Annotated in this window: 25 protein-coding genes and 1 pseudogene; 21 read left to right on the top strand and 5 right to left on the bottom strand. The window is 55.3% G+C overall.

The window, feature by feature from the left end; genetic code table 11:
* Positions 1–8: 8 nt before the first annotated feature.
* The 3 genes from trmD (at position 9) to WC184_06325 (ending at position 1,741) form a co-directional block, all read left to right on the top strand.
* Entirely contained in the window at positions 9–749 is a 741-nt protein-coding gene (gene trmD / locus WC184_06335; protein ID MFA7477495.1) for a tRNA (guanosine(37)-N1)-methyltransferase TrmD, read from the top strand.
* 116 nt (positions 750–865) lie between these two features.
* On the top strand, positions 866–1,213 hold the full coding sequence (gene rplS / locus WC184_06330; protein ID MFA7477494.1) for a 50S ribosomal protein L19: 348 nt from the start codon (positions 866–868) through the stop codon (positions 1,211–1,213).
* A gap of 183 nt (positions 1,214–1,396) precedes the next feature.
* Positions 1,397–1,741 carry a YraN family protein gene (locus WC184_06325; protein ID MFA7477493.1) on the top strand — a complete coding sequence of 115 codons (345 nt, stop codon included), beginning with the start codon at positions 1,397–1,399 and terminating at the stop codon, positions 1,739–1,741.
* 17 nt (positions 1,742–1,758) lie between these two features.
* On the opposite strand, the gene WC184_06320 is transcribed toward WC184_06325, so the two are convergent.
* The 3 genes from WC184_06320 to WC184_06310 are packed head-to-tail and all read right to left on the bottom strand — an operon-like array spanning position 1,759 to position 2,854.
* On the bottom strand, positions 1,759–2,442 hold the full coding sequence (locus WC184_06320; protein MFA7477492.1) for a histidine phosphatase family protein: 684 nt from the start codon (positions 2,440–2,442) through the stop codon (positions 1,759–1,761).
* Between the two features lie 48 nt (positions 2,443–2,490).
* On the bottom strand, positions 2,491–2,721 hold the full coding sequence (locus WC184_06315) for a hypothetical protein (GenBank protein MFA7477491.1): 231 nt from the start codon (positions 2,719–2,721) through the stop codon (positions 2,491–2,493).
* 10 nt (positions 2,722–2,731) lie between these two features.
* Positions 2,732–2,854 carry a hypothetical protein gene (locus WC184_06310; GenBank protein ID MFA7477490.1) on the bottom strand — a complete coding sequence of 41 codons (123 nt, stop codon included), beginning with the start codon at positions 2,852–2,854 and terminating at the stop codon, positions 2,732–2,734.
* A gap of 21 nt (positions 2,855–2,875) precedes the next feature.
* Here WC184_06310 and WC184_06305 point away from each other — a divergent pair, with 21 nt between their 5' ends.
* The 14 genes from WC184_06305 (at position 2,876) to ispG (ending at position 18,050) form a co-directional block, all read left to right on the top strand.
* Entirely contained in the window at positions 2,876–3,256 is a 381-nt protein-coding gene (locus WC184_06305; GenBank protein ID MFA7477489.1) for a cytochrome c, read from the top strand.
* 98 nt (positions 3,257–3,354) lie between these two features.
* Positions 3,355–4,881: a YifB family Mg chelatase-like AAA ATPase gene (locus WC184_06300; protein MFA7477488.1), complete on the top strand. Its 1,527-nt coding sequence runs from the start codon at positions 3,355–3,357 to the stop codon at positions 4,879–4,881.
* Complete coding sequence (gene dprA, locus WC184_06295; GenBank protein MFA7477487.1) at positions 4,868–6,040, top strand: DNA-processing protein DprA; 1,173 nt, start codon at positions 4,868–4,870, stop codon at positions 6,038–6,040. Before WC184_06300 ends, dprA begins: the two co-directional genes overlap by 14 nt.
* A gap of 60 nt (positions 6,041–6,100) precedes the next feature.
* Positions 6,101–6,973 (top strand): tyrosine recombinase XerC, encoded by an 873-nt coding sequence (locus WC184_06290; GenBank protein ID MFA7477486.1) that lies wholly within the window; start codon positions 6,101–6,103, stop codon positions 6,971–6,973.
* Positions 6,974–6,987: 14 nt separating this feature from the next.
* Positions 6,988–7,767 carry a FliA/WhiG family RNA polymerase sigma factor gene (locus WC184_06285; GenBank protein ID MFA7477485.1) on the top strand — a complete coding sequence of 260 codons (780 nt, stop codon included), beginning with the start codon at positions 6,988–6,990 and terminating at the stop codon, positions 7,765–7,767.
* A 59-nt stretch (positions 7,768–7,826) separates the two neighbouring features.
* Positions 7,827–9,644 carry a M23 family metallopeptidase gene (locus WC184_06280; protein ID MFA7477484.1) on the top strand — a complete coding sequence of 606 codons (1,818 nt, stop codon included), beginning with the start codon at positions 7,827–7,829 and terminating at the stop codon, positions 9,642–9,644.
* Between the two features lie 165 nt (positions 9,645–9,809).
* On the top strand, positions 9,810–10,739 hold the full coding sequence (gene rpsB, locus WC184_06275) for a 30S ribosomal protein S2 (GenBank protein ID MFA7477483.1): 930 nt from the start codon (positions 9,810–9,812) through the stop codon (positions 10,737–10,739).
* Entirely contained in the window at positions 10,739–11,539 is an 801-nt protein-coding gene (tsf, locus tag WC184_06270; protein MFA7477482.1) for a translation elongation factor Ts, read from the top strand. The genes rpsB and tsf overlap by 1 nt, the downstream gene beginning before the upstream one ends.
* A 29-nt stretch (positions 11,540–11,568) precedes the next feature.
* Positions 11,569–12,306 (top strand): UMP kinase, encoded by a 738-nt coding sequence (pyrH, locus tag WC184_06265; protein MFA7477481.1) that lies wholly within the window; start codon positions 11,569–11,571, stop codon positions 12,304–12,306.
* 54 nt (positions 12,307–12,360) lie between these two features.
* Complete coding sequence (gene frr / locus WC184_06260) at positions 12,361–12,882, top strand: ribosome recycling factor (protein MFA7477480.1); 522 nt, start codon at positions 12,361–12,363, stop codon at positions 12,880–12,882.
* 48 nt (positions 12,883–12,930) lie between these two features.
* The gene (locus WC184_06255; protein ID MFA7477479.1) at positions 12,931–14,316 is read left to right on the top strand and encodes a phosphatidate cytidylyltransferase; all 1,386 of its coding nucleotides are present in this window, start codon (positions 12,931–12,933) and stop codon (positions 14,314–14,316) included.
* A gap of 15 nt (positions 14,317–14,331) precedes the next feature.
* Complete coding sequence (gene dxr, locus WC184_06250; protein MFA7477478.1) at positions 14,332–15,492, top strand: 1-deoxy-D-xylulose-5-phosphate reductoisomerase; 1,161 nt, start codon at positions 14,332–14,334, stop codon at positions 15,490–15,492.
* Positions 15,489–16,793, top strand: a complete 1,305-nt coding sequence (locus tag WC184_06245) for a site-2 protease family protein (GenBank protein MFA7477477.1) — start codon at positions 15,489–15,491, stop codon at positions 16,791–16,793. The genes dxr and WC184_06245 overlap by 4 nt, the downstream gene beginning before the upstream one ends.
* Before the next feature lie 27 nt (positions 16,794–16,820).
* Complete coding sequence (ispG, locus tag WC184_06240) at positions 16,821–18,050, top strand: flavodoxin-dependent (E)-4-hydroxy-3-methylbut-2-enyl-diphosphate synthase (GenBank protein MFA7477476.1); 1,230 nt, start codon at positions 16,821–16,823, stop codon at positions 18,048–18,050.
* Here the strand turns inward: ispG and WC184_06235 are convergent.
* Entirely contained in the window at positions 18,047–19,282 is a 1,236-nt protein-coding gene (locus WC184_06235) for an MFS transporter (GenBank protein ID MFA7477475.1), read from the bottom strand. The genes ispG and WC184_06235 overlap by 4 nt on opposite strands.
* 192 nt (positions 19,283–19,474) lie before the next feature.
* Between WC184_06235 and proS the strand changes: the two genes are divergently transcribed.
* From proS to WC184_06215, 4 genes and pseudogenes are all read left to right on the top strand, one after another.
* The gene (gene proS, locus WC184_06230; GenBank protein MFA7477474.1) at positions 19,475–20,899 is read left to right on the top strand and encodes a proline--tRNA ligase; all 1,425 of its coding nucleotides are present in this window, start codon (positions 19,475–19,477) and stop codon (positions 20,897–20,899) included.
* A 121-nt stretch (positions 20,900–21,020) separates the two neighbouring features.
* Complete coding sequence (gene rimP / locus WC184_06225) at positions 21,021–21,542, top strand: ribosome maturation factor RimP (protein ID MFA7477473.1); 522 nt, start codon at positions 21,021–21,023, stop codon at positions 21,540–21,542.
* Entirely contained in the window at positions 21,539–22,780 is a 1,242-nt protein-coding gene (gene nusA, locus WC184_06220) for a transcription termination factor NusA (protein ID MFA7477472.1), read from the top strand. Before rimP ends, nusA begins: the two co-directional genes overlap by 4 nt.
* Before the next feature lie 348 nt (positions 22,781–23,128).
* Positions 23,129–23,233 (top strand): annotated as a pseudogene (locus WC184_06215) (hypothetical protein).
* Positions 23,234–23,304: 71 nt separating this feature from the next.
* Here WC184_06215 and WC184_06210 read toward each other — a convergent pair.
* A complete protein-coding gene (locus WC184_06210) occupies positions 23,305–24,006 on the bottom strand; it encodes a hypothetical protein (protein ID MFA7477471.1) in 702 nt (233 codons plus the stop codon).

The raw sequence follows: 24,006 nt of genomic DNA, 5'->3' as shown, positions 1-24,006 counted from the left end.
CCATCTTCATGCGTATTGATGTTTTTACTTTGTTCCCCGAGATGATCAACACCTTCGCGGCCATGAGCTTGATCGGACGCGCCCAAGAACAAGGTCTGTTGAATATCACGGCCCATGACCTGCGGGCCGAAGCCACCGACATTCACAAAACTGTCGATGATGCACCATTTGGGGGCGGTGCTGGCATGGTCCTGATGCCCGAGCCGGTGTTCGCGGCTGTTGAGGCTGTAGATCCGCCCCGGCCCTTATTTCTGTTAGGACCAGGGGGACGAACCTTTAACCAGTCTATGGCTAAAGAACTAGCTCAATTGGAAGGATTCTCGCTGCTGTGTGGCCGCTATGAAGACGTCGACCAACGCATCCGTGAGCACCTTGTGGACGGGGAAATTTCACTGGGGGACTTTGTTCTGTCCGGTGGTGAAGTGGCCGCTATGGCAATTTTGGAATCGGTGGGACGCTTAGTGCCCGGAGTGATGGGCAACATGGCCTCTGCCGATGAAGAATCTTTTGCCAACGATTTATTGGAATACCCGCAGTACACCCGACCCGCCACATTTCGTGGATGGACAACTCCGGCCGTTCTTCGCTCGGGAAACCACGCTCTAATTGCCCGTTGGCGCCGTGCACAGGCCTTGGCGCGCACCGTGGCGCAACGACCCGATTTGATCGTGCGACGAGGTGGAATTTCACCCGAAGAGGCTGCCTTGTTGGCCGAGTTCGACTTAGGGCTAGACTCGGAAGCGGATTGAAGCTGCCGCCACTTTGGCAACGCCACGCTAATCCTCTATCCTAAAGAGTCCGCTTAGAACGGGTGAGCGCCTAGTTGTGCCCCCACTCTCTTCTCTCTGCGCCAGGAGCGCCTTCGATGCAACCCACAGACATAGTTGACCGCAGCAGCCTTCGCGACGACATTCCCGATTTTGCTCCTGGGGACACCCTAAAAGTTCACGTTCGAGTGGTTGAAGGTACCCGCGAGCGAATCCAGGTTTTCCAAGGTGTCGTTATTCGCCGACAAGGTGACGGAGTTCGTGAGACTTTCACCGTACGTAAGCTCAGCTTTAGCGTCGGGGTCGAGCGTACCTTCCCGGTGCATTCGCCAGGCATTGCCCAGATCGAGGTTGTGAGCCGCGGTGTGGTACGTCGCGCCAAGCTTTACTACCTACGCGATCGCGTTGGTAAGGCCGCCAAGATTCGCGAACGTCGCGACCACTAAGGGCCCTCGCCCGCAATAGCTAAACCACCGGGTAGGAATTGAGCTAAGCGGCAAAATTGCTTGCTAAAGCCTGTTGCGCTCGGCTTAAAAACAAGCCCTTCGCGCTCTTCTTAGCGCTTGACTGTCACAGGTCCTCTTTAAGGTTGTGGTGTATGAACACTACATTTTGAAATAGAGGTCACCATGAGCAAACAACGCCAAGCCCTAGGGGCGTGGGGCGAACGTCAAGCGGCCCGCTGGTATCGCGACCAGGGCTATTCGGTGCTAGATCAAAACTGGCGCTCTCGTCAGGGCGAATTAGATCTGATCTGCCAGCGCGGTGAGTTGCTAGTTTTTTGCGAAGTAAAAACTCGCTCTAGCACTGCTTTTGGGCTGCCCGAAGAGGCGGTCACCTACGCCAAGCAAAGGCGTATTAGGTCTTTAGCATTTGAATGGTTGTCGCAGCACCAGGTGTATTCACCGCAGCTACGGTTCGATGTGGCCGCGGTTTTGGGCAACCAAATACGTGTTTTGGAAGCGGCATTTTAGATTGCTTCGTTGCTTCTCTAGCGAGTACGCATCTCGTCAGGCACATGTTCGGTGTCGCCAAGGCGGTACAAGGTAAACGACCAGCCGCGACCAATTCGAATGGGGCGAATCACACTAAATGAGGCGTGAAACATTACGAAGCGTTCCCATTCCCACGGAATGGGTTCGATCCCAAGCAGATGGCTAGTAATTACAGCATTAGTGCCAGCGTGGGCCACTATCAACACTCGAGCCGACTCATCATCGATTTCCCAAAGGGGTGGGTCGTCGACAATCGGCGTCACTCCCAGGGGTGCCAGGGTGCTTCGAACTCCGTGTGAGATTCGGGCATAGAAGTCAGCAAAATGTTCTCCGCCATCAGGCATCCCTTTCCAGTGTTCCGACACGGGTCGCGCAAAGGCCCGTTTGAATCGTTCGTCAACTTCTGAGGTAGGAGTACCGGTCCAGTCGGGAAATTTCACCTCTTCGAGCCAGTCAAGGGTTTCCGGTATGGGCAAGTCTCGAGATTTGAGAATTGGCTCCGCCGTTTGCTGTGAGCGCACTAACGGTGAAATGTAGACCGCATCGAAATGCTCATGAGCTAACCGTTGCGCCAACAGATCGGCTTGTTCGTGACCACGCTCGGTCAACACCGGGTTGCTAATGGTCAAACCATCTCTTGACCATTCGGGTTCCGCATGGCGAACAAGTACTAATTCCAAGTCTTCATCCTCTAGTTGAGTCAGCTTATGAAAATGTGGGGACGGCGTTTAACGGCGTCCGGGTCGACGTCGAGCCCGGTTAACCCAACAGCCGCGATGCCAGTGACGCCTCAGGTCGGGTTCTTCTTTGGGCACGGCCACCATGTGTCCGAGACCTGGTGGAATGTCTTGATTACATCCCGGGCATAGGTATGTTTTTCGAGCCTGATAAGGCTGAATAAACGACACTTCAATGTTGTCGTCGGCCCTGCCATAGCCCGCGCTGGGGTCAGCGTTCATGCTCAAAAGTCTAGAAGGGATTGCCAAACATTGCCCAGGCCACGGCCAAGGCAGTGATGGTGAGCCCAGACACTACGAAGGCAATGTCAGCCACCCGTGATCCACGGTTAGGGCGAAAAGGGTTTAGTCCCATGGGGCTAGTATCGTCGAGCCAATGTTGAAAGTGCAGTTTCTGGCCCACAAGTTAAGTCGCATTACAGGTGCCTTGGTCGCTGGTTTCCTCATGGTACTGACGCTCTCGGCGTGTGCCACCGATGAATCTCCTGAAGTTCCAAGCTCGAACGGGACTACCGACCCCGTATTGGAACAAGGCCGAAGCGTATTTTCATCAAACTGCGCCCGTTGCCACGGTTCGAGCGGGGGAGGAGGGGCGGGCGTAAAGCTCTCTCAGGGTCGAGCTGTCGAACTGCACCCCGATATTGCCACCATGATCGAGGTGGTGACCAACGGTAAGAACGGTATGCCGTCGTTTGGGAAAGCTCTTTCCGAGGCTGAAATTGAAGCTGTTGTCCGCTACGTGCGCGAAGTTTTATAGCTAGGCCTCTTCCAGCCCGACTCTTTTAACTGTCACAGCGGTACCGTATGCTTTGAGTACTTCCCCCTCCTTTTGGAATCTCTCTTAGGAGGGTTGTGGTGACAGCCACTATCCCATCAGCCACGCTCTTAGGGGTGGAAGGTCGGCCTATAGCGGTCGAAGTCCATGTTTCATCGGGTTTGCCTAGTTTCAACATTGTTGGCTTACCCGACGCCTCGTGCCGTGAGGCACGCGACCGTGTTCGCGCCGCCTTGCTATCAAGCGATTTCGGTTGGCCAGCCGGTCGCATCACTATCAATCTTGCGCCCACAGGTTTACGCAAAGCCGGTTCTCAACTCGATTTGGCTTTGGCCGTTTCAGTATTGGTTTGGCTTGAAAAGCTAACGCCAACCCAGATTGCTAATACTGCGTTTTTGGGGGAACTAGGCCTCGACGGCACCATCCGTCCCTTAACAGGAACAGTGGCATTGGTCGATGCTATTGCCAGTCCGAAGGTAGTAGTCCCCAAGGGTTCCGAGCATCATGCGGCATTGGTTGGTCGACACGAAATATTGGCTGTTGCCCATCTCCATGAACTGGTTGAGGTTCTGAGTGGCACTCAACCGTGGCCACCAATTCCAGACCCGCCGCCAGCTCTTCCACCTAAATTTGACGACTTGGCCGATGTGAAAGGTCAACCGTTTGCCCGTTTGGCGGTGGAACTAGCGGCCGCTGGTGGACACCACTTGCTGATGGTCGGTCCTCCGGGGTCGGGCAAAAGCATGTTGGCCAATCGCTTGGTTGGGTTATTACCGCCGCTCGAACAGGTCCAGTCGCTTGAAGTCACCCGCATTCACTCGGCGGGTGGTCTTCCAATCAACAACGGGCTTGTTACCCACGCTCCGTTTCGAGCTCCACACCATGGGGCATCAACGGTGGCCATCACCGGTGGTGGTTACGCACAGATGCGTCCCGGTGAAATTTCGCTAGCTCACCATGGGGTGCTCTTTCTTGATGAACTGGGCGAATTCGCCGCTGCTACGATCGACGCACTGCGCCAGCCCTTAGAAGAAGGCGTGATTCGTGTAAGTCGAGCATCTGGCACCGTAACTTTCCCGGCGAGGGTGCTGTTGGTGGCTGCAATGAATCCATGTCCTTGCGGCTACGGAATGACCTCGGCTTCCTGTCAGTGTTCGATTTCGATGCGGCAGCGTTACCGACGGCGGCTATCGGGACCAATTCTCGACCGTTTCGACCTGCGTATAGATATCGCTCCGCCAGCACCAACCGATTTGCTCTCAAGCGCCAGTGCGGAATCTACAGCGGTGGTGGCCCGTAGGGTCTTAGCAGCGCGGGCCAAGGCCCAAGAACGTGGTGTTACCTGCAATGCACTGCTACCTAGCAATGAACTCGATCATTGGGCACCACTTTCCAAGAGTGCAAAAACAATTGTGGAAGCCTTATTACGCACCGGCTATTTAAGCGGTCGTGGTTTGCATCGGGTGCGGCGTGTCGCGCTCACTATCGCTGACTGCAAAGACGACGATGGTCCACTCAGTGATGAACATCTAGCGTTGGCGTTGCAGCTGCGGTCAAGTTCCATGTTGCATGGTCACCCCGAAAGGTCGTCCTATGGAGCAGCTTGAGTCGGAAGAAACACAAGCCGCCGCGGTTGCAATAGCAAGTTTGCCCCTCATGGGTCCCATCCGCATGTCGGCTCTAGTGCGACGATTTGGTTTTCAGCAGGCCTGGCAAAAGCTGCAGAGTGCTTCATGGACTCGTTATGCAGGTGTTGCGCGCACGGTTGGGCCACAGGCCGCGAACTTGGCTGAATCTTGGGCTAGAGCGGCCCGAGACATAGTCCCTGAGGTGTTGTACCAGCACCACCAGAGGGCGGGTGTCGACATTATCCCGTTGGGTTCGCCGCGTTTCCCTTCTTCTATAGCACTCGATATCGAACCACCGATGGTGGTTTTCGCCCGCGGTAACATTCACCTCACTCAAGCCACCAGCGTGGGTATAGTAGGCACTCGTGCCGCCACCACTTTTGGCAATCAAATAGCCTATGAACTGGCCGATCTATTAGCCACTGCCGGTATTAACATCGTCTCTGGTTTGGCGCTCGGGATTGACGGTGCGGCCCATCGAGGAGTGCTAGCAGGCTCGGCTGGCCGGGTCTCACCAGGTGCGCCCATTGGGGTCGTGGCTAGCGGACTTGACGTTGTGTATCCCAAAGCTCACAACAAGCTTTGGCAGCAGGTGGCCGAACGAGGAGTCTTGTTAAGCGAATGGCCTCTTGGGACGGTGGCTCAAAAATGGCATTTCCCAGCTCGTAATCGTTTGATCGCAGCGCTGAGCAAAATTTTGGTTGTCGTTGAGTCGCACGAGCGGGGTGGTTCGCTGTTGACTGCCGAGGAAGCCCTTAAGCGGGATCGTTTGGTAATGGCGGTGCCTGGATCAATCAGGAGCCCGGCCTCATCAGGATCAAACCGTTTAATAGCCGATGGTATGACACCAATTTGTCAACTAGATGATGTCCTAGTGGCCTTGGGTCTAAGCGGTGCAGTGGAAGTACCGCCGAGCGATCCTTCCAATACGGGCCCAACACACGACTCAAGTTCCGCTGCGGGTCTCGATCAAGGCGACGCAGCGTTGTTGGACCATCTCGGATGGCAGCCCGTAATGCTTGATGAACTGGCTGAACGGGCAGGGCTCTCACTCGCCGAGCTGTCATTGCGTTTGACGCTCCTCGAAACAAAAGGTTTGATCACGAGGTCAGCCAGTGCCATCGAACGGGTTCGCTAACCATGGTCCGAATGCGTGAAAGCCAGTCAGATTCACCAATACCGGCGCTAAGTTATAGCCATGCATTGGGCGATCGACGAGTTTGTAAGGTCATTGACAGGTGTCAGCGACGCGACACGTCAAGCGTATCGACGCGATCTAACGGCGTTTCTAACTTGGGCCGACCGTTTGAAGCTCGCCTCGCCCGACCAGCTTTCCAAAAAAGTCTTGCGTCGCTATTTGGCCTACCTGTCGACACGGGGCTACGCACCACGAACCATTGCACGTCAGGCATCCTCGCTACGTCGATACTGTGCTTGGGCACAAAGTGCGGGCTATCTGCAACACAATCCGTCCGTTGGATTATCGGCACCACAAGGCAGCGGACGCCTACCGCGGGTGTTGCAACGCGGCGAACTCAAAACATTGCTCAAACCAGAAAACCTCGACCCGTCCCCTCTACAGCTACGCGACCAGGCAATTCTCGAGTTGCTGTACGGCTCGGGCCTGAGGGTGGCCGAGCTTTGCGGCTTAAATCTAACCGACGTCGACTTGAAGCAACGTCAAGTACTGGTGTTTGGCAAGGGCGGGAAAGAGCGCTTGTTGCCACTAAGTGGCCCATCAGTGGGGGCACTTTCGGAATGGCTCGATGGGCGGCGTGCTTTGATACCGGGTCATCAGCCGCATTCCACCGCTGCACTCTTTATAAACCAGAGATCCAAACGCATCACGCCGCGCGATATTCGTCGCATAATCGACCGTCGTGCGGCCAACCCAACCAGCCCCCATACGCTCCGACATACTTTTGCTACTCACCTGCTCGATGGCGGTGCCGATCTACGTTCTGTCCAAGAGCTGCTCGGTCATGCCGACGTGGGTACGACTCAGATCTATACTCACGTCAGCAGCGAACGTTTAGCTCGAGTTCATCAAGCGACCCACCCGAGAGCGTAATAGCGACCACGACCATGAGCATAGATAGTGACTACGTGGAACGGCTTTGGGCCGATTACAAGTCGGCCCCTTCCAGACCATTGCGCGACCAGCTAATTTTGCATTATGCGCCGTTGGTAAAATTCGTAGCTAGCCGTATCGCCACCAACCTTCCTTCTAGCGTGGATCAAGGCGATTTGGCGAGCTACGGAATGTTTGGCCTGATCGATGCCATCGAAAAATTTGAACCTCAACGGGGATTCAAATTTGAAACTTACGCCACAGCTCGCGTGAAAGGCGCGATCTACGACGAACTACGTTCCATTGATTGGGTTCCTCGATCGGTTAGAACGAAGGCCAAAGCGGTTGAAGCCGCCTATGCCACCCTCGAGGCATCGCTCCATCGAGCACCAACCGACGCCGAGCTGTCAGTAGAACTTGATCTAACGGAAGAACAGCTACAAATAACGCTCGGCCAAATTTCAGCTGTTGGTTTGGCGGCGCTTGATGAACGCGTCTCTGGTGGGAACGGCGAGAGGGACTACTTCACCCTAGGCGACATGATTGCTGATCGACATGACGGGCCTGTGGCTCGTTATGAAGAAAAAGAAATACGAACTTTTCTGGCCGAGTCGATTAACCGAATGTCTGACCGCGAACGCATCGTATTAACGCTCTATTACTTCGAGAACATGACCTTGGCCGAAATCGGTGAGGTGCTCTCCGTCACCGAAAGCCGTGTGAGCCAAATTCACGGCAAAGCAGTCTTAGCGCTAAAGGCTCGAATGGACGCCTTTTCGCGGGCAGTGCACTAATCTAACTTCCTTCGTTTCACGCCTTCCCCGTCAGGATCTCCTTTCAGGAGGGCGTTTTCTTGCGTGCCATATCTCGTTTCCTGATCGTGGCTTTAATCGCTAGTGTGCTGGCCCTCATAGAGCCAGCATCAGCCGAAGAAATTACAGTCGGGCCGGTTGAATATCATCACCCCGTCGATGCCAAGGTCATCGCAGAGTTCCGTGCCCCAACCACGCCATATGGTCCCGGCCACCGGGGCATTAAGTACCAGACCGAGAGCGGCACAGTTGTGGGTGCGGCCGCCGCGGGTGAGGTGATTTTTGCTGGCACAGTAGCAGGGGAGCAACACGTTACGCTGCGCCACGCTGATGGTCGTCTGAGCTCGTATTCCTACCTAGACAAGGTGACGGTTGCTAGCGGTCAATGGGTGACGAGCGGCCAGACGGTGGGCCATAGTGGCGAAATGTTGCATGTCGGCATGCGTGAAGGCGGCAAGTATATAGACCCGCTGCTGTTCTTCGGCACGGTGGTACTAACAGTTGTGCTAGTACCCGAAAATGAGCCGGGTGGTGAGCTTTGGAGCGCAGCTCATGAGGCCGCGCAACTGGCTTTGGCTGTTGCCTTTGACAACTCGGGCTTTGGCTTTGGATCAGTGTGGTCCGCAATGGCGAGTTTTGGCGATGATTTGTTAGCTGGTCTTGGCGGGCTATCTAGCTTCGGTCTCGTTTTCGCCAACTGGGTTATTGAGAACCTCGTTGATCCAGTATTGACCGTAGTGCTAACCGTGATTAGCACGGCCTTGCTCATTGGTCTTGGGCCTGAGCTATACGGGCTCTTATTGGCGCATTCACCGATCGAATTGGTGCGTCACTTATACCAATCCACCCTTGAATGGTGGGAATCAAGACGAGATTGCACACCAGCGTCCACCCAGCCCACTGCTCCTCCGCAAAGGCGAGTAGCGGTCTTGGTAGACGGCTTCGACTCCGAATCGGCCGGCGGCAACATTGGAAATCTACCCCTCAAAAATTTGGGCTACGACCCGACTGATGTTCTTCGATTCAGCTATGAAGGCGGGCGCACTCCGGCTCTTCAGAGCGATGAGATCACTGAAGTTTCGCTCGAACTGGCCGACATTCCAATTAGTAGCTACGACAAAAATTCATCACGACGCCAGCTCGCCGACAAGGGAGTGTTGCTGGCTGAGCTGCTGACCGAGGTAGCTAGTAACACTCCTTCTGGCCTCGAGGTTGACCTTTACGCCCATTCACAGGGCGGCATCGTGTTGCGATTAGCGTTGGACAACCTGGCTGCTACCCCAGAAGGCCTGGCGGTGATCGAGCGTTTGGGTCTGGTGGCGACTATAGATTCACCTCATGCGGGTGCCGACTTAGCGGCCGTGGCCACCATCTTGACTTCAAACCCGCTAGTGGGCGCTGGGGTGGCTATCAGCCCGCTTGAGAATAAAGACCCCAACCGGGCAACAAATCTCAACCAATTGGCGACCGGCTCTGAATTTATGAAACAGCTGACGCAGCAGGAACTACCAGCCGGACCTAACTACTACGCACTGGCAGCATCGGCCGACTTGACCGTGCCTGCATCGCACGCTCGTTTAGAAGGAGCTACCAATGTCACAGTGTGGGCCGGTGCTAAAAACCCGCACAGCAGCGTCATCAAACACTCATCTACTGAACGAGAATTAGCTTTGGCCCTAGCTGATATGGCACCCACCTGTGTTGCCTTCCTCAGTTTCCTGGGGAACCTCGTAACTACCACGGCCGTGGAGATTGGTTCAACGGTGGTAGGCATTGCCGCAGGAGCGATTGCCACTCGAAGCTTCGGAGGCCTACGTCTCTTGGATAATGGCACTAGCCAGTTATCACCCGGTTATTGATCACCTGTGACTTCGGCTTTCGCCTCTACAACCGCTAGAGTAGCTCGGGGTCAAAAATGACCCGGTCTGTGTTTCACAGGTCTTTCATTTCCAACTACTCACGTTGCACCGCCTTACGGTCGCTTTGGCGCCGGTGTTAACGGTTAAACCGATAGAGGAGACGACATGGCAACTCCAGTCGTAACTATGAAGCAATTGCTCGATGCGGGTGTCCATTTTGGGCACCAAACTCGTCGCTGGAACCCGAAGATGAAGCGGTTCATCCACGGCGAACGTAGTGGCATCTACATAATCGATCTTCAGCAAACATTAGATCGCATTGAAACCGCATACTCTTACATCCGCGACACGGTTGCCGATGGCGGTACCGTTCTATTTGTAGGAACTAAGAAGCAAGCACAAGACCCCGTGCAGTCCTACGCCGAGAAGTGCGGAATGCCCTATATCAACGAGCGTTGGTTGGGCGGCATGCTGACTAACTTTGAAACCATTTCAAAGCGGGTTGCCAAAATGCGCGAATTCCAGCGCATGCGGGCCTCAGGTGAGTTCGAGGCCATGCCTAAAAAAGAAGCCCTCTTGATTTCGCGTGAGCTAGACAAACTAGAACGCAACCTGGGCGGTATCCGTTCCATGGAACGACTGCCCGACATTATTTTCATTTTGGATACCAAGAAAGAACACATCGCAGTTACCGAAGCGAACCGACTTGGTATTCCCATTGTGGCAGTGGTTGACACCAACTGTGATCCAGATGTGATTCAGTACGTGATCCCCGGCAACGATGACGCCATTCGCTCCGGTGAGCTGATCTGTCGAGTGGTCGCCGATGCCGTCGGTGAAGGTCGCTTTATCCGTTCCCATAGCGGTGCCGACGAGGGCGCACCTCAAGCTCGACGTAGCCTTCGTGAAGAAGACGAAATTGCGGCACAACAGGCCGAAGCCCGTCGCCAAGCAGCACTAGCCGCAGCTGAGCGCGAGGCTCGTATCGCCGCTGCGGCTGTCGAAAAAACAACTGAAGCATCGGCTGAGCCTGCTTCTGAACCTGCCCCTGAAGCCCCAGCAACGGGCGAGACGACCGAGGAGTCGCAAGCTTAATGTCTAATTTCAGCGCTAAAGATGTACAGGCCCTTCGCCAGGCAACTGGTGCTGGGATGATGGATGCCAAAGCCGCTCTCACCGAGAACGATGGTGACTTCGAAGCCGCTACGAAATGGCTACGCGAAAAGGGTCTGGCCAAGGCAGCTACTCGCACCGATCGCGAGAACGACCAAGGTGCGGTGGCACTGGTCGAACGCAACGGCAATTTTGGCTTGGTTGAACTGAAATCTGAAACCGACTTTTCGGCCAAAGCTGATGACTTTGTCCAGGTTGCCGACGATCTAGCGGTCGCGGTAGCTGAGCGAGGCGAAGCGGCGGTAGCCGAGCACGCCGATGCTGTCGATCAGCTGACACTATCGAAAAAAGAGAATATTGCGGTCGGTAAGGTGGTGCAGTGGACCCCTGGTGATGGCACCATCATCGACTCTTATCTACATCGCCAAGACGGTCGCGGCGTAAATGCCGTATTGGTCGAAGTTCAAGGTGGAACCGTAGAGCTTGCTCATGATATTGCCGTCCATATTGCCTTTGCTAAGCCCAAGTTCCAAGCCCGCGAAGACGTTCCAGCCGAAGCGGTAGAGACCGAACGGGAAACTTTGGTGGGTATCACTAAGGCGGAAGGCAAACCCGAAGCGGCTATCGACAAGATTGTGGAAGGTCGTTTGAACGGTTGGTTCAAAGAGCGGGTGCTTCTTGAGCAAAGCTTTGTGAAAGATGAAAAGCTCACTGTTGCTCAGCTGCTAGAACAAGCTGGCGCAACACTAGTACGCTTTGAACAGGCCGTAATTAACGGTTAGACGCTTTATCCTCAGCCAAAGGAGCGAGAATGTCGCAGAATGCGGGACGTCCCGCTCGGTGGTCCCGGGTTGTTGTCAAAATCTCCGGGGAAGCATTTGCCGGGGGTGCCGAGTTCGGTATTGACGGCAATACTGCGAAACGCATCGCACAAATTTTGGTTGACGTAAAAGCAGAGTTTGACGTTGATATTGCCGTTGTCGTAGGCGGCGGCAATATCTGGCGTGGTATGACCGGCGCTGGTGCTGGCATGGACCGAGCCCAAGCCGACTACATGGGAATGTTAGCTACCGTCATGAACGCGCTAGCTCTCCAAGACGTGCTCGAGCAGCTAGGTTTGCCCACCCGAGTCCAGTCAGCCATACACATGCAACAGGTTGCAGAACCCTACATCCGCCGTAAGGCCATCCGACATTTAGAGAAGGGTCGGGTCGTCATTCTTGCTGGTGGAACGGGTAACCCCTTCTTCACCACCGACACGCCAGCGGCTTTGCGTGCCGTGGAAATTGGTGCCGGTGCGTTGCTCAAAGGCACCCATGGCGGCACCGATGGTATCTACACTGCCGACCCCAGGGTTGATCCGAGTGCTGTGCGGCTCGACGAGATTTCCTATCTCGATTTCATCCAGCAAGGTTTGCAAGCCATGGATCCAACCGCCATTACCTTGTGTATGGAGAACAATTTGCCAGTGGTTTATTTCGACCTTTTGGGTGAAGGAAATCTGAGATCCATACTCGCGGGCGAATCGATAGGTACTCTGGTTAGGTGATGTCTTGTGAGCGATGAACTTTTCGGTCTGGTACTCGATGAAGCCGATGAAAAAATGGCTAAGGCTATAAACCACGCGCGTTCTGAATTTTCAACCATTAGAACGGGCCGTGCCGCACCAGCCTTGGTTGAACGATTGGCAGTCGAAGCTTATGGCGAAGAAATGCAGCTAGTGCAACTTGCCAGTTTCACAGTTCCCGAGGCTCGCCAGTTAGTTATCACCCCGTTTGACAAAGCCAACCTAGGTCCCATCGAAAAAGCGATTCAACATTCCGATCTGGGATTAAGCCCGAGCAGTGACGGAAATTCACTGCGGCTTATGTTTCCCCCTCTCACTGAAGAGCGACGTAAGCAGTTGGTCAAGGTAGTGCGAAATATGGCTGAAGAGGGCCGAATCGCAGTGCGCAACCTACGCCGCGACGCTCGTAAAGAACTCGATACGCTCAAGCGCGACGGGGACATCTCTGAAGATGACTTGCAGCGGGCGGAAAAAGAGTTGGATCAGCGAACTCAGCGTCAAGAAGCCGAGATTGACAAAGCGCTTGAACTTAAAGTTTCCGAGCTGTTGGAAGTCTGACCTATCTAGCTAGCGGTATCGTACTGCTACGCACTAGGAGCTCCGAATATGGACGATCGCCCGCAATCAGAACGCAACGAAGAACCTTCTTCGGATGTGCAGGGCCACCACGAAGACCTCGAGTCGACGCCGCCTGGCGACGAAGCCACATCTTGGGGTGAGCCTGACAACGGCGATGATCTCAACAAGCCCGGCCAAGCGTCCGACGGGGGCGACCCGGCTGAAGGTTCGAACCGGTCGACCTCGGGAACCATTTTGCCTCACTGGACCGAGCCGGCCACCGGTGAAGTACCCAAGATTTTTGCTCGAGAATCCACTGACGACGATCCGTTAGCAGCGTGGTCTACCTTGGCCTCGGCACAGCCACGATGGCGTGACCAGGCTTCTGACTGGGATGATGACGAGCTTTCAATCTTGGCCGAAGGATTGCCAAGTATTGAACCTCACGGTGATCCAGGTGAAGCTCGAATGTTTTCTTTTGACGATTTAGCTGAAGGCGAACCGACTGCTGTGACCGGCGACGAGAACTACGAAACTTCACCGCAATACGACGAGTACTACGCCACAGAAACTGCCTACCGCGGCGATGAATACGCAGACTACGGTGATTATGGCGATTACGCTGATGCCCCGTCGTCTGGGCGCAACATGGGTCAGGCTGTCGGTGTTGGGGTAGCCCTGGCAGCGGTGGCGCTCGGTGCTTTTTATATGGGTCCCAAATATGCCATGGCGCTAGTGGCCGTGGTTCTGGTGTTCGCCGCCATGGAATTCTTCGCCGCTATACGAGAAGCTGGTTATCGACCGCCAGCGCTGGTCGGTGTGGCCGCGGCGGCTTTCATTCCACTAGCCGCTTATTGGCAGGGCGAGGCCGGTGTGGTGGTGGCGCTAACACTTACTCTCTGGGTGGGATTGTTGTGGTATTTAACCGATGTGGGCGGTGAACATGTTGTTCCTAACCTGGGCGTCACCCTCTTGGGGGTTATATACGTTGGCGTCTTTGGTTCCTTTGCGGCTCTGCTGTTGCGCGCTCCCCACGGCATTGGGCTTTTGGCGGCAGCCATTATCGGCACCGTCGCACACGATGTGGCTGGTCTCTTTGTAGGTCGGGCCATGGGACGTTCGCCCCTTAGTGCCGCGAGCCCAAATAAGACCTTAGAAGGTACCATTGGTGGAATGGTGGCAGCTTTGGTAGCCACCGTAGTTATCACCGGTCGTATCCATCCCTTTAACTCGTTTGGGCACGTGTTGGTTCTCGGCTTGGTGATTGCAGTGGTGGCCCCCTTAGGAGACCTGTGCGAATCGAGATTGAAGCGTGATCTTGGGATCAAAGATATGGGAAGTATCCTGCCAGGCCATGGCGGCCTACTCGATCGCTTCGACGCCTTACTCTTTGTTTTGCCAGCTACTTATTACGTGGCCCGAATCTTGCTCTAGTGAGCCCGAGGCGTGATGTCGACGCCGTCAAAAGTAGCAATTCTTGGTTCGACTGGTTCGATTGGTACTCAAACCCTCGACGTAATAAACAGCGCTCCAAACGATTATGAAGTTGTGGCCCTTAGTGCCCATTCTTCGGCGGAAGCCCTGGTGGCTCAGGCCCAACGTTATAAGCCGGCCCTGGTCGTTGTTTCCGATGAAGAAGTAGCTTCCAGAGTTCGCGGACAACTTCCCAGCCAAACTGAGATCATGCTGGGTACCGAAGGTTTCGCTGAAGCGGCCCGCTTATGTGATGTGGTGGTTAATGGTGTGGTGGGTTTTGCTGGTTTAGCGGCCACGATTGAGACGCTTCGAGCTGGCAAACGCTTGGCTTTAGCCAACAAGGAATCACTAATTGCGGGTGGACCTGTCGTTAGGGCGGTCGCCCAAACTCCGGGTGCCGAAATTGTGCCTGTTGATTCTGAACATGCCGCGGTGCATCAGTGTTTACGCTCAAGCGACCGGTCGGAGGCCTTAAGACGAATTGTGTTGACCGCTAGCGGTGGCCCTTTCCGGGGCTTTTCGGCCGAGCAGTTAGCGGCGGTTTCAGTTGAAGAAGCCCTAGCGCATCCGACTTGGTCAATGGGTCCGAAGATCACTATCGATTCCTCGACCATGATGAATAAAGGGCTAGAGGTGATCGAAGCTCACGAGCTTTTTGATGCTAGTTACGACCAGATAGAGGTCGTCATCCACCCTCAGTCCATCGTGCATTCAATGGTGGAATGGAGCGATGGCTCGACGATCGCACAAATATCCGAGCCCACCATGTGCTTACCGATTGCTTATGCTTTGGCCTATCCAGATCGTCACGATACGGCTTTTGGAGCCATGGATTGGCGTAACCCAACCACTCTAGAATTTTTCCCGCCAGATTTAACGGCGTTCCCAGCCCTCGGCCTTGCCTATGAAGCAGGTCGCGCGGGTGGAAGCATGCCAGCGTGGTTAAACGGCGCCAACGAAATAGCTGTCGCTGCATTTCTCGGTGGTTCAATTAGGTGGATAGACATAGTTGAGGTCTGTAAACGCGCCATGGCCCGGCATGATGGGGGAGAAGCTGATTCTCTCGAAGCTGTAGTCCATGCCGACCGACAAGCCCGCCACGCCGCCCACTCAGCGGTACAGGAGCTTTCATGACAAGCGAAACCCATTCTTCTAACAACCCGTCCGTGCCCAGTGATGAAGGCGACATGGTCGAAGTTCGCTCGAGTTGGTTACCACTAGTGGTGTTGGCGGCGGCCATTGCACTGCTTGGTGTATGGGCGGGGCTTTCAGCGGTCATTGTTGTGGCGGCCATTGTGGTCATGATCTTCCTCCACGAGCTGGGTCACTTTGTCACGGCCCGTGCAGCGGGCATGAAATGCACCGAGTTTTTCATTGGCTTTGGACCCACCATTTGGTCGTTCACCAGAGGTGAAACCACCTATGGGATCAAAGCCATACCGGCTGGTGCCTACGTGAAGGTCATTGGAATGACCAACTTGGAAGAGGTCGACCCGGCTGATGAGGCCCGTACCTACCGACAGAAGCCGTATTGGCGTCGCATGTCAGTGGCGTTGGCTGGTTCTGCCATGCACTTCGCCCTGGCGCTTTTGTGCTTGTTCGTGATTCTGGTGGGGTTTGGAGAATACCGGGACGAAGCCTGGACGGTTGGTCGCTTGGCAAGTATTGACGCTGGAGCGCCTAGTCCTGCCAGCCAAGCCGGTATTGCCCTTGGCGATCAGGTCGTGGCCATCGACGGCACTGATGTGGCGACCTTTGAAGAACTCCGTGATCAAATCTTGTCGCATAACCCGGGCGATGTGGTCACAGTTGAGGCCGTGAGCGGTACGCAAAGCCGCATGGTTTCCGTTGAGCTTGGTGATAACGGCGTTGGTGGTGCGTTTCTCGGAGTTGGCCCAGAATACGCATTGCAACCGGTTTCACCCGTCGAGGCGGTACCTCAAGCGGTGGGAGATTTTGGGCGTTACGCCTGGGAATCAACACGTTCGTTGGTCAGCTTCTTTTCGCCTTCGGGCCTGAAGAGTTTTGTGTCGATCGCCTTTAATGACACCAGTTCGGGCACTTCTAGCGAAGTGGTACCTGGTTCAACGAACAGCCCTGATGAAGTAGAAGGCCGGGTGATCTCTATCTATGGAGCGGCTCGAATCGGGGCCCAAGCCGCTGACACCGGTGTGGTGCCGTTGCTCGGGTTCTTGGCACTGATCAACATCTTCATTGGAATCTTCAACCTGGTCCCTCTCTTGCCACTCGATGGTGGACATGTGGCGGTGGCTACCTATGAACGCCTGCGCGAGCTAATTAGTCGACGACCCAATCGATACCATGCTGATGTGGGCAAACTTATGCCACTTACATATCTGGTGGTATTTGTGCTCATTAGCATCGGGTTGCTTTCTCTGTATCTCGATATCGCAAACCCCATTAACCTCAACTAGCAATCTCAAATGTAAAGGTACGATCCAATGGACGCTGGTTCAATTACCTTTCCGCGGCGCCAAACCCAACAGATCAAGGTGGGTTCGGTTCTCGTAGGTGGCGGGGCTCCCGTCACGGTTCAGTCGATGACCACCACCAAAACGGCTGACGTGGAAGGTACCCTGCAACAAATTTACGCTTTAGCTGCGGCGGGCTGCGATATCGTGCGCTGTACTTGCAATGAACCCGAAGCCGCTGAAGGTCTTGCACGCATAATTCCACGTTCGCCAGTACCGATTATTGCTGACATTCACCACCAATACCGCATGGCTTTAGCAGCCCTTGAAGCTGGTGTTCATGGTTTGCGTCTGAACCCGGGCAATATTCGTCGAGAAGAGCACATTAAGGCGGTGGCGCGTGAAGCTCGCGACCGCGGAGTGTCGATACGTATTGGGGTTAACGGCGGCTCATTAGACCCGGCACTGTATGAAAAATACGGTGGCCGTGTTACCCCCGAGGCCATGGTGGAATCGGCCATGATCGAGCTCGACTATTTCAATCAGGTTGATTTCAACGACGTCAAAATTTCGGTCAAAGCTTCGAATGTGCCGCTAATGATCGAGTCATACCGCCAATTGGCCGACGCGACCGATCATCCTTTGCACCTTGGTGTTACCGAGGCTGGACCACCACCGGCGGGCATTGTTAAAGCGACCGCTGGTATCGCCACCCTGTTGGCGGAAGGCATCGGCGACACGATTCGCTACTCGCTTACCGCCGATCCGGTGGAAGAAGTCAAAGCGGGCCGGGCGCTCTTGGAAGCGATGGGCTTACGTGAACGCAAAAACGTTGACTTGATTGCGTGTCCCAGCTGTGGCCGCGCCGAAGTCGACGTGATTAAAGTTGCGAACGATGCTTTGGCGGCGTTTGGTGAGCGGGAGATTCCGTTGCAAGTGGCGGTGATGGGTTGCGTAGTAAACGGACCGGGCGAGGCGCGCGACGCTGATTTGGGTATTGCGGCCGGACGTCATCGTGGTCATCTGTTCGTGAAGGGCCAAAACGTGGCGGTTGTGCCCGAAGACGAGATGGTCGATGCCTTGGTGGAGTGGGCCGAGTTCATTGTGGAGCACGGCACCGATGCCGCCTTGGCTCGTGTCGATACCGAAAAAGCGCAGCGTGAGGCCGAAGCGGACCGTAATGCGCTGATAGGCGAAAAGGGTCCCGATGTCAATGCCAGTGAGGCTCGGATCCAAACGATCCGTACTATCACTCGCTAATTAATTTCCACTGCTGGCAGTTCTTCGGTGTCAAAGCGGGGCTGATCATCTTCATCCCACGCTTGGGGGTCGAGAGTAGCTACAAGTACTGATGATTCAGCCGGATAGCTGGCGTAGGTTGATTGGTCTTCTGGCGCGATTGGTGCCCTCTTGGACATGCGATACATGGCGTAGGCCGCGATGGCAATGTGCACCCATGCTAAATACCAGAAATAGCCACTTGGCCCTACTTTGGCCATCGCCGCGGTTACCAAGATGGGGCCAGCTACCGAGCCGATACCGTTCACAAATATCAGCTGACTGCCAGCGCCAACCACATCTTCGGGTGCCATGAAATCGTTGGCGTGGGCGTTTGCTAACGAGTACAGCGGAAAAATGAATCCACCCATGGCAACCGCCAGAACATAAAGCATGGCACCGCTCGGGAAGACGATTCCTAGCATGCAGACCCCGGCCGAGAAGAAGGCGGTAATGGCGATCATCTTGCGGCGGTCCATTCGATCCGACAAGGCACCGATCGGCCATTGCAGCGCAGCTCCGCCAAGAATTATCAACATCATGAAGATTGAGGTCTGGGCCAACGTGAAACCAGCGAGCTGCGTGTAAATAACGCCGGCACCAAATACGGCACCAGCGGCAGCGCCAGCCACTAGGGAACCCACGACACCAAGTGGCGCGGCCGCATAAACCGAAGCTAACGACACCTTCTTTGGCTGGAATAATTGTGGTGAAGAAGTGGCTGAAAGTGAGGTCGGTACGAGCGACAACGAAAACAAAATTGAAACGATGAGGAAAAGGCGGGCGGTGGCCGGATCACCGATATTAAGTAGTAGTTGACCTGCGGCCATACCACCGTTGGCTACCACCAGATAGATGCTTAACACACTGCCTCGGCTTGAGTTGGTGATGTCGCTGTTGAGCCAGCTCTCAGCCACCACAAAAAGCCCGGCTAGACCAAAACCAGTGGCCAAGCGACCGACAATCCAGACACCGGGATGGACCACTAGCAGATGTACCAGCGCCGATGATGATGTGATGGCAGCTAGTGCTGCGAAGGTGCGGATGTGACCCACGTTGGCCACAAATCGAGGTGCTTGCTTGGAACCGATAAGGAACCCTAGGTAATACGAAGACATGACCACGCCGGTGGTGGTCGTGCTGAAGCCTTCGAGGGCGGAGCGCAGCCCCACCACACTGTGCAAAAGGCCAGAGCCGACCATGAGCAAGCCCATGCCTACGAACTAGGCCCATTTTTCGTTTACAGTGCGGCGCAGCTCGGTGGGTTGGTCAAATTCTGCGGACACGGCGAGGTCAGTTTGGTTCAACAACGGTGGTGAGCTCGGTTTCGGTTTGTGGGGGTTAGTGATTAATGAACGGGTACAGGTCTGGGCTGGCTATGGATAGGAAGTAGTGTGTAATGCACTATGGCTAGCCGTGTATTAACCGCCCAGGCTGAGGACTTCCCTCGCTGGTATCAAGATATCGTCCAGAAAGCAGAATTAGCAGAGAATGGGCCGGTGCGCGGCACAATGGTCATACGACCATATGGATACGCTCTTTGGGAGTTAATTCAACGCCAAGTCGATGATCGTATTAAGGCCGCTGGGGCTCAAAACGTTTCGTTTCCGCTCTTCATTCCCCAGTCATATTTCGAGCGAGAAGCCGAGCATGTAGAGGGTTTCAGCCCCGAGTTGGCGGTGGTAACCCATGCTGGCGGTAAAGAGCTAGAAGAACCGGTCGTGGTACGCCCGACCTCCGAAACGGTTTTTGGCGAATACATGGCGAAGTGGATGCAGAGCTATCGCGACTTACCCATGCTGTTGAACCAATGGGCCAACGTGGTGCGCTGGGAAATGAGACCACGGGTGTTCTTGCGCAGTACCGAATTCTTGTGGCAAGAAGGGCACACTGCTCATGCCAGCGAAGAAGACGCCCGAGAATACGCGGAAACAATACTTTATAACGTCTACCAAGATTTCATGGTGAAAGAGCTGGCCATGCCGGTAATCGTGGGCCGTAAAACGCGTCGTGAACGCTTCGCTGGGGCCACCAACACCATGACCCTTGAAGCTATGATGCGCGACGGCAAAGCCCTACAGATGGGTACGAGCCACGAGTTAGGTCAAAACTTCGCTCAAGCTTTCAACATGATGTTTTTGGATCAAAACGGGTCTCAACAGATGGCTTGGACCACCTCATGGGGGGTCTCAACTCGAATGTTGGGCGGACTCATTATGAGCCACGGTGATGACAACGGGCTGCGAATGCCACCAAATGTGGCCCCGATTCAGGTTGTGGTGGTGGTAGTTCGCGACGATGAAGCTTGCCAGAGTGTCGCATCGCAGCTTGTCGACGAGCTGAAGGTCCACGGGATTCGCGCTCGACTTGATGATTCGGTCTCGGTTTCATTTGGTCGGCGAGTAACCGAATGGGAGCTAAAGGGTGTGCCAGTACGCATAGAGGTTGGGCCCCGCGACCTTGCGGCTAACACGGTTAAAGTTATCCGGCGTGATCGTGATCAGGGCCAAGATGGTCGCGACGCAATGGTGAGTCCCACACAAGCATCGGGCCTCGTTGTGGAATGGTTGGAGCGGATCCAAGACGACTTATACACCGAAGCTGAGACGCGACGTAATAGCGCCATAGAAGAGGTCACTACGCTGGCCGAGGCTATTGAGGCCTCGAGAGTAGGTTTCGCCAAGGTGCCATGGTCGGTGTTGGGTGAAGATGGCGAAGATACTCTGGCAGAATCGGGTGTAACGGTGCGCTGTCTTATTCGCCCTGATGGGCGGCTACCTCGTTCGTCAGAAGAAGCCGATTTAGTAGCTGTGACAGCTAGGGCCTACTAGGGCTTCACTTGTTGGTCCCGCTCCGGGCTATACTGGCTAGTCGTTCTTGTACGCAAGTCGCACAAAGGCGTGGGCACTGCCCACGCCTTTGTTGTAATCGGTCACTTAAGGAGGTTCGTCGATGAGTAATATTGACCGCGTTCGGCCCATCGCCGAGCCCATTATCGCTGCCCGAGGCTTCTCGCTCTATGACATTGAGGCTCACGGGCCGGTCATACGAGTAACGGTCTCGTCACTTCGTGAAAACGAGAACCCAAGTATCGACGACCTGAGCAGTATCAGTCGTGAGTTGTCGCGGATGCTCGATGACGTCGACCCAATCGGTGCTAGCTACACCTTGGAAGTCTCAACTCCGGGTTTAGAACGAAAATTACGAACGCCAAGTCATTTCGCTGGCGCAGTTGGCGAAACCGTGAGCATTAAATTGCGCCACGCTATAGATGGTCAACGTCGGGTGAGAGGCACAATTGAAGAGACCAACGACACCACGGTTTGGCTTCAGCCCAGTGAGGCTGAGGCGAGCCTCGAAATACTTTTTGAAGATATTAATTCAGCCCGCACTGTTTTTGAGTGGGGCTCAACCGCCGCACCGGCCGCTTCATCCCGCGAGCAGGTAGCGCCCAATAGGAGGTCCACACCATGAGTAACCCTGAAATGATGGAGGCTCTTCAAGCGCTAGCTGCTGACAAAGGGATTTCGGTAGAAACCTTGTTCGCAGCGCTAGCCGACGCCTTAGAGTCGGCTTACAAGCGGATGCCCGATGCCCAGGAGTATGCCTGGGTAACGATCGATCCCAACACCTTCGAAATTCGTGTCATTGCCCAAGAGCTCGACGAAGACTATGTGCCCTTTGGGCCAGAAATGGATGTTACGCCAACCAACTTTGGTCGTATTGCGGCACAAACGGCGAAGCAGGTCATGTCACAGCGCATCCGTGAAGCGGAGCGCGAGCTCAAGTATGAGGAATACGCTGGCCGTGAGGGCGATATTGTTACCGGTATTGTCCAACAAAGCGACAATCGCTACACCCTTTTAGATTTGGGTCGGGTCGAGGCGTTGTTGCCACAGGCGGAACAAGTTCCCTACGAACGGCCTGAACCGAACTCACGTTTAAAGGCCTACATCGTTGAAGTGCGTAAAACCGCCAAAGGCCCACAGATCGTGGTGAGTCGAACCCACCCCGGCTTGATCAAGCGCCTTTTTGAGCTTGAAGTACCCGAAATTGCCGATGGGGTAGTAGAGATCAAGGCCTGTGCCCGCGAGCCCGGTCATCGCACTAAGATCGCCGTCTATTCCAATGACCCCAACGTCGACCCCGTTGGTGCGTGCGTTGGAGCCCAGGGAATTAGGGTTCGCATGGTGGTCAACGAACTACGAGGCGAAAAAATCGACATTGTGCCTTTTGCTGAAGACCAGCAAGACTTCGTTATGAAGGCACTTTCCCCAGCTAAGGTCAAAGAAGTTCACATCGACCAAGAGACCGGTACCGCCACAGTAATTGTTCCCGACTATCAGCTCTCCTTGGCCATTGGCAAGGAAGGACAAAACGCTCGTTTGGCTGCCCGGCTAACTGGTTGGCGGGTTGATATCAAAAGTGAAAGCCAGCTGCTCGAAGATGAAGCCTATGCTTCGGAAGAGTGGGCGGAAGGGGAGTGGGTGGTTGATGCGGAAACCGGTGAGCAGGTTTGGCGACCAGCTGAAGGTGGCCCCGCTTTGTCAGCCGAAGAATGGTCGGCCGGTGCCGGTGAAGACCACCCGTTGGCTGATGAAGGGCTACCCGTAGACCTCGACTTGGAAGGCGAGGACGACGGTTACGACTCACCTGAGGTTTACGAAGACACCGAAACTTCCGATCCGAATGAGATGGAGGCCGAGGAATAGGCCCGAAGCTTCGAACGTCACTGCGAACTTGCATTGGCTGTCGAAAGACCACCGAAAAATCTAATTTAGTACGGATTGTGCGGCTATCTGTGCGAAGTCTGGCCCTAGGCCCTACCCTAGGAGGACGTGGTGCTTGGCTTTGTGCCAATTCCGCGAACTGTGCCGTTCTAGCCGCTAAAAGAAGGTCCTTCGATCGGGCCTTTCGAGCACCTGTGTCAGATGCTGCAATAGAGCAGTTTCTGTCGGTGTTCGTGCGCGACGGTGTCGTGCGCGAGAATGAACATAGAACCTTGAGCACATTGAGCAACAACGAAGGGGCTGGATAGGACCTTGGCTGCAAAGATCCGCGTGTACGAACTAGCAAGAGAACTCGGGCTAACCAACAAAGAGACGCTCGATCTCTGCGACGCGCTTGGGGTCGGTGTGAAAAGCCATTCCTCTAGCCTCGTGGAAGCACAGGCTGACAGAGTTCGTCGTCGCGCTGAGCGTGACGGTCTTCTGAAGAAGAATGAAGAAGCCCCTGCTCAAGCTACGGCCGCTACCGAAACCACAACCTCTAAGGCTGAACCGGCAGCTCCGGCTGCCCCTAAAGCCGCCCCGGCCGCAAAAGCGCCGAAGACAGAATCCGCCACTGGCGCGGCCCAAAAGGTCGCCACAGCTGAAAGCACTACCGAGACGACCAAGACCACACCAACTCCGGTTGCTAAGACCGAGGCCGACGCAAAGAGCGAACCGGCACCTCCTGTCGCACCAGCGGCATCCTCTGTGCCGAGCCAAGCACCGAAGGCACCACCGGCGCCTAAAGTTGCACCGCCTCGGCCTGATCGCCCCGCGCCTAAAGGCGAATCTGGTGGTACCCCGCTAGTAACCTCCAGCGGTGGTGCTCCAAGTGCCCCCCGTCCTCCGGCACCCGAGCGGCGCACCCCGCCCAAGGCGCCTCCTGCGGCGCGTCCGGCCGGGCAAGCACCTCCAGCTCGACCTCCAATGCCACCGGCACCGCGACCAAGTGGTCCTCCTCCCGGAATGCCGCCCGGAGCACCAAGGCCACCGATGTCGGCTTCGGGTAAACCAATTCCACCTCCTCCCGGTCCTCCAGTATCGCGTTCGGGCAAGCCCATTCCGCCGCCTCCTGGTTTAGGCGGGCGCGGCCCAGCACCAGCACCAGCACGAGGTCGTGGTGGTCCTGGCCGCACCGGCGCACCCGGTGGTCCTGGGCCTTCTCGCAC

Source organism: Acidimicrobiia bacterium (assembly GCA_041676705.1).
GTDB lineage: Bacteria > Actinomycetota > Acidimicrobiia > Acidimicrobiales > SKKL01 > Actinomarinicola.
Note: the sequence above shows the minus strand (reverse complement) of the source record. Positions and strands in the feature narration are given on the sequence as shown.

Bases quoted from the DNA above. Each gene is read 5' to 3' on its own strand.
- trmD (MFA7477495.1), top strand. From the start codon at position 9: ATGCGTATTGATGTTTTTACTTTGTTCCCCGAGATGATCAACACCTTC.
- rplS (MFA7477494.1), top strand. From the start codon at position 866: ATGCAACCCACAGACATAGTTGACCGCAGCAGCCTTCGCGACGACATT.
- WC184_06325 (MFA7477493.1), top strand. From the start codon at position 1,397: ATGAGCAAACAACGCCAAGCCCTAGGGGCGTGGGGCGAACGTCAAGCG.
- WC184_06315 (MFA7477491.1), bottom strand. From the start codon at position 2,721: ATGAACGCTGACCCCAGCGCGGGCTATGGCAGGGCCGACGACAACATT.
- WC184_06310 (MFA7477490.1), bottom strand. From the start codon at position 2,854: ATGGGACTAAACCCTTTTCGCCCTAACCGTGGATCACGGGTGGCTGAC.
- WC184_06305 (MFA7477489.1), top strand. From the start codon at position 2,876: ATGTTGAAAGTGCAGTTTCTGGCCCACAAGTTAAGTCGCATTACAGGT.
- dprA (MFA7477487.1), top strand. From the start codon at position 4,868: ATGGAGCAGCTTGAGTCGGAAGAAACACAAGCCGCCGCGGTTGCAATA.
- WC184_06290 (MFA7477486.1), top strand. From the start codon at position 6,101: ATGCATTGGGCGATCGACGAGTTTGTAAGGTCATTGACAGGTGTCAGC.
- WC184_06285 (MFA7477485.1), top strand. From the start codon at position 6,988: ATGAGCATAGATAGTGACTACGTGGAACGGCTTTGGGCCGATTACAAG.
- rpsB (MFA7477483.1), top strand. From the start codon at position 9,810: ATGGCAACTCCAGTCGTAACTATGAAGCAATTGCTCGATGCGGGTGTC.
- tsf (MFA7477482.1), top strand. From the start codon at position 10,739: ATGTCTAATTTCAGCGCTAAAGATGTACAGGCCCTTCGCCAGGCAACT.
- pyrH (MFA7477481.1), top strand. From the start codon at position 11,569: ATGTCGCAGAATGCGGGACGTCCCGCTCGGTGGTCCCGGGTTGTTGTC.
- frr (MFA7477480.1), top strand. From the start codon at position 12,361: ATGGCTAAGGCTATAAACCACGCGCGTTCTGAATTTTCAACCATTAGA.
- WC184_06255 (MFA7477479.1), top strand. From the start codon at position 12,931: ATGGACGATCGCCCGCAATCAGAACGCAACGAAGAACCTTCTTCGGAT.
- dxr (MFA7477478.1), top strand. From the start codon at position 14,332: ATGTCGACGCCGTCAAAAGTAGCAATTCTTGGTTCGACTGGTTCGATT.
- WC184_06245 (MFA7477477.1), top strand. From the start codon at position 15,489: ATGACAAGCGAAACCCATTCTTCTAACAACCCGTCCGTGCCCAGTGAT.
- ispG (MFA7477476.1), top strand. From the start codon at position 16,821: ATGGACGCTGGTTCAATTACCTTTCCGCGGCGCCAAACCCAACAGATC.
- WC184_06235 (MFA7477475.1), bottom strand. From the start codon at position 19,282: ATGGGCTTGCTCATGGTCGGCTCTGGCCTTTTGCACAGTGTGGTGGGG.
- proS (MFA7477474.1), top strand. From the start codon at position 19,475: ATGGCTAGCCGTGTATTAACCGCCCAGGCTGAGGACTTCCCTCGCTGG.
- rimP (MFA7477473.1), top strand. From the start codon at position 21,021: ATGAGTAATATTGACCGCGTTCGGCCCATCGCCGAGCCCATTATCGCT.
- nusA (MFA7477472.1), top strand. From the start codon at position 21,539: ATGAGTAACCCTGAAATGATGGAGGCTCTTCAAGCGCTAGCTGCTGAC.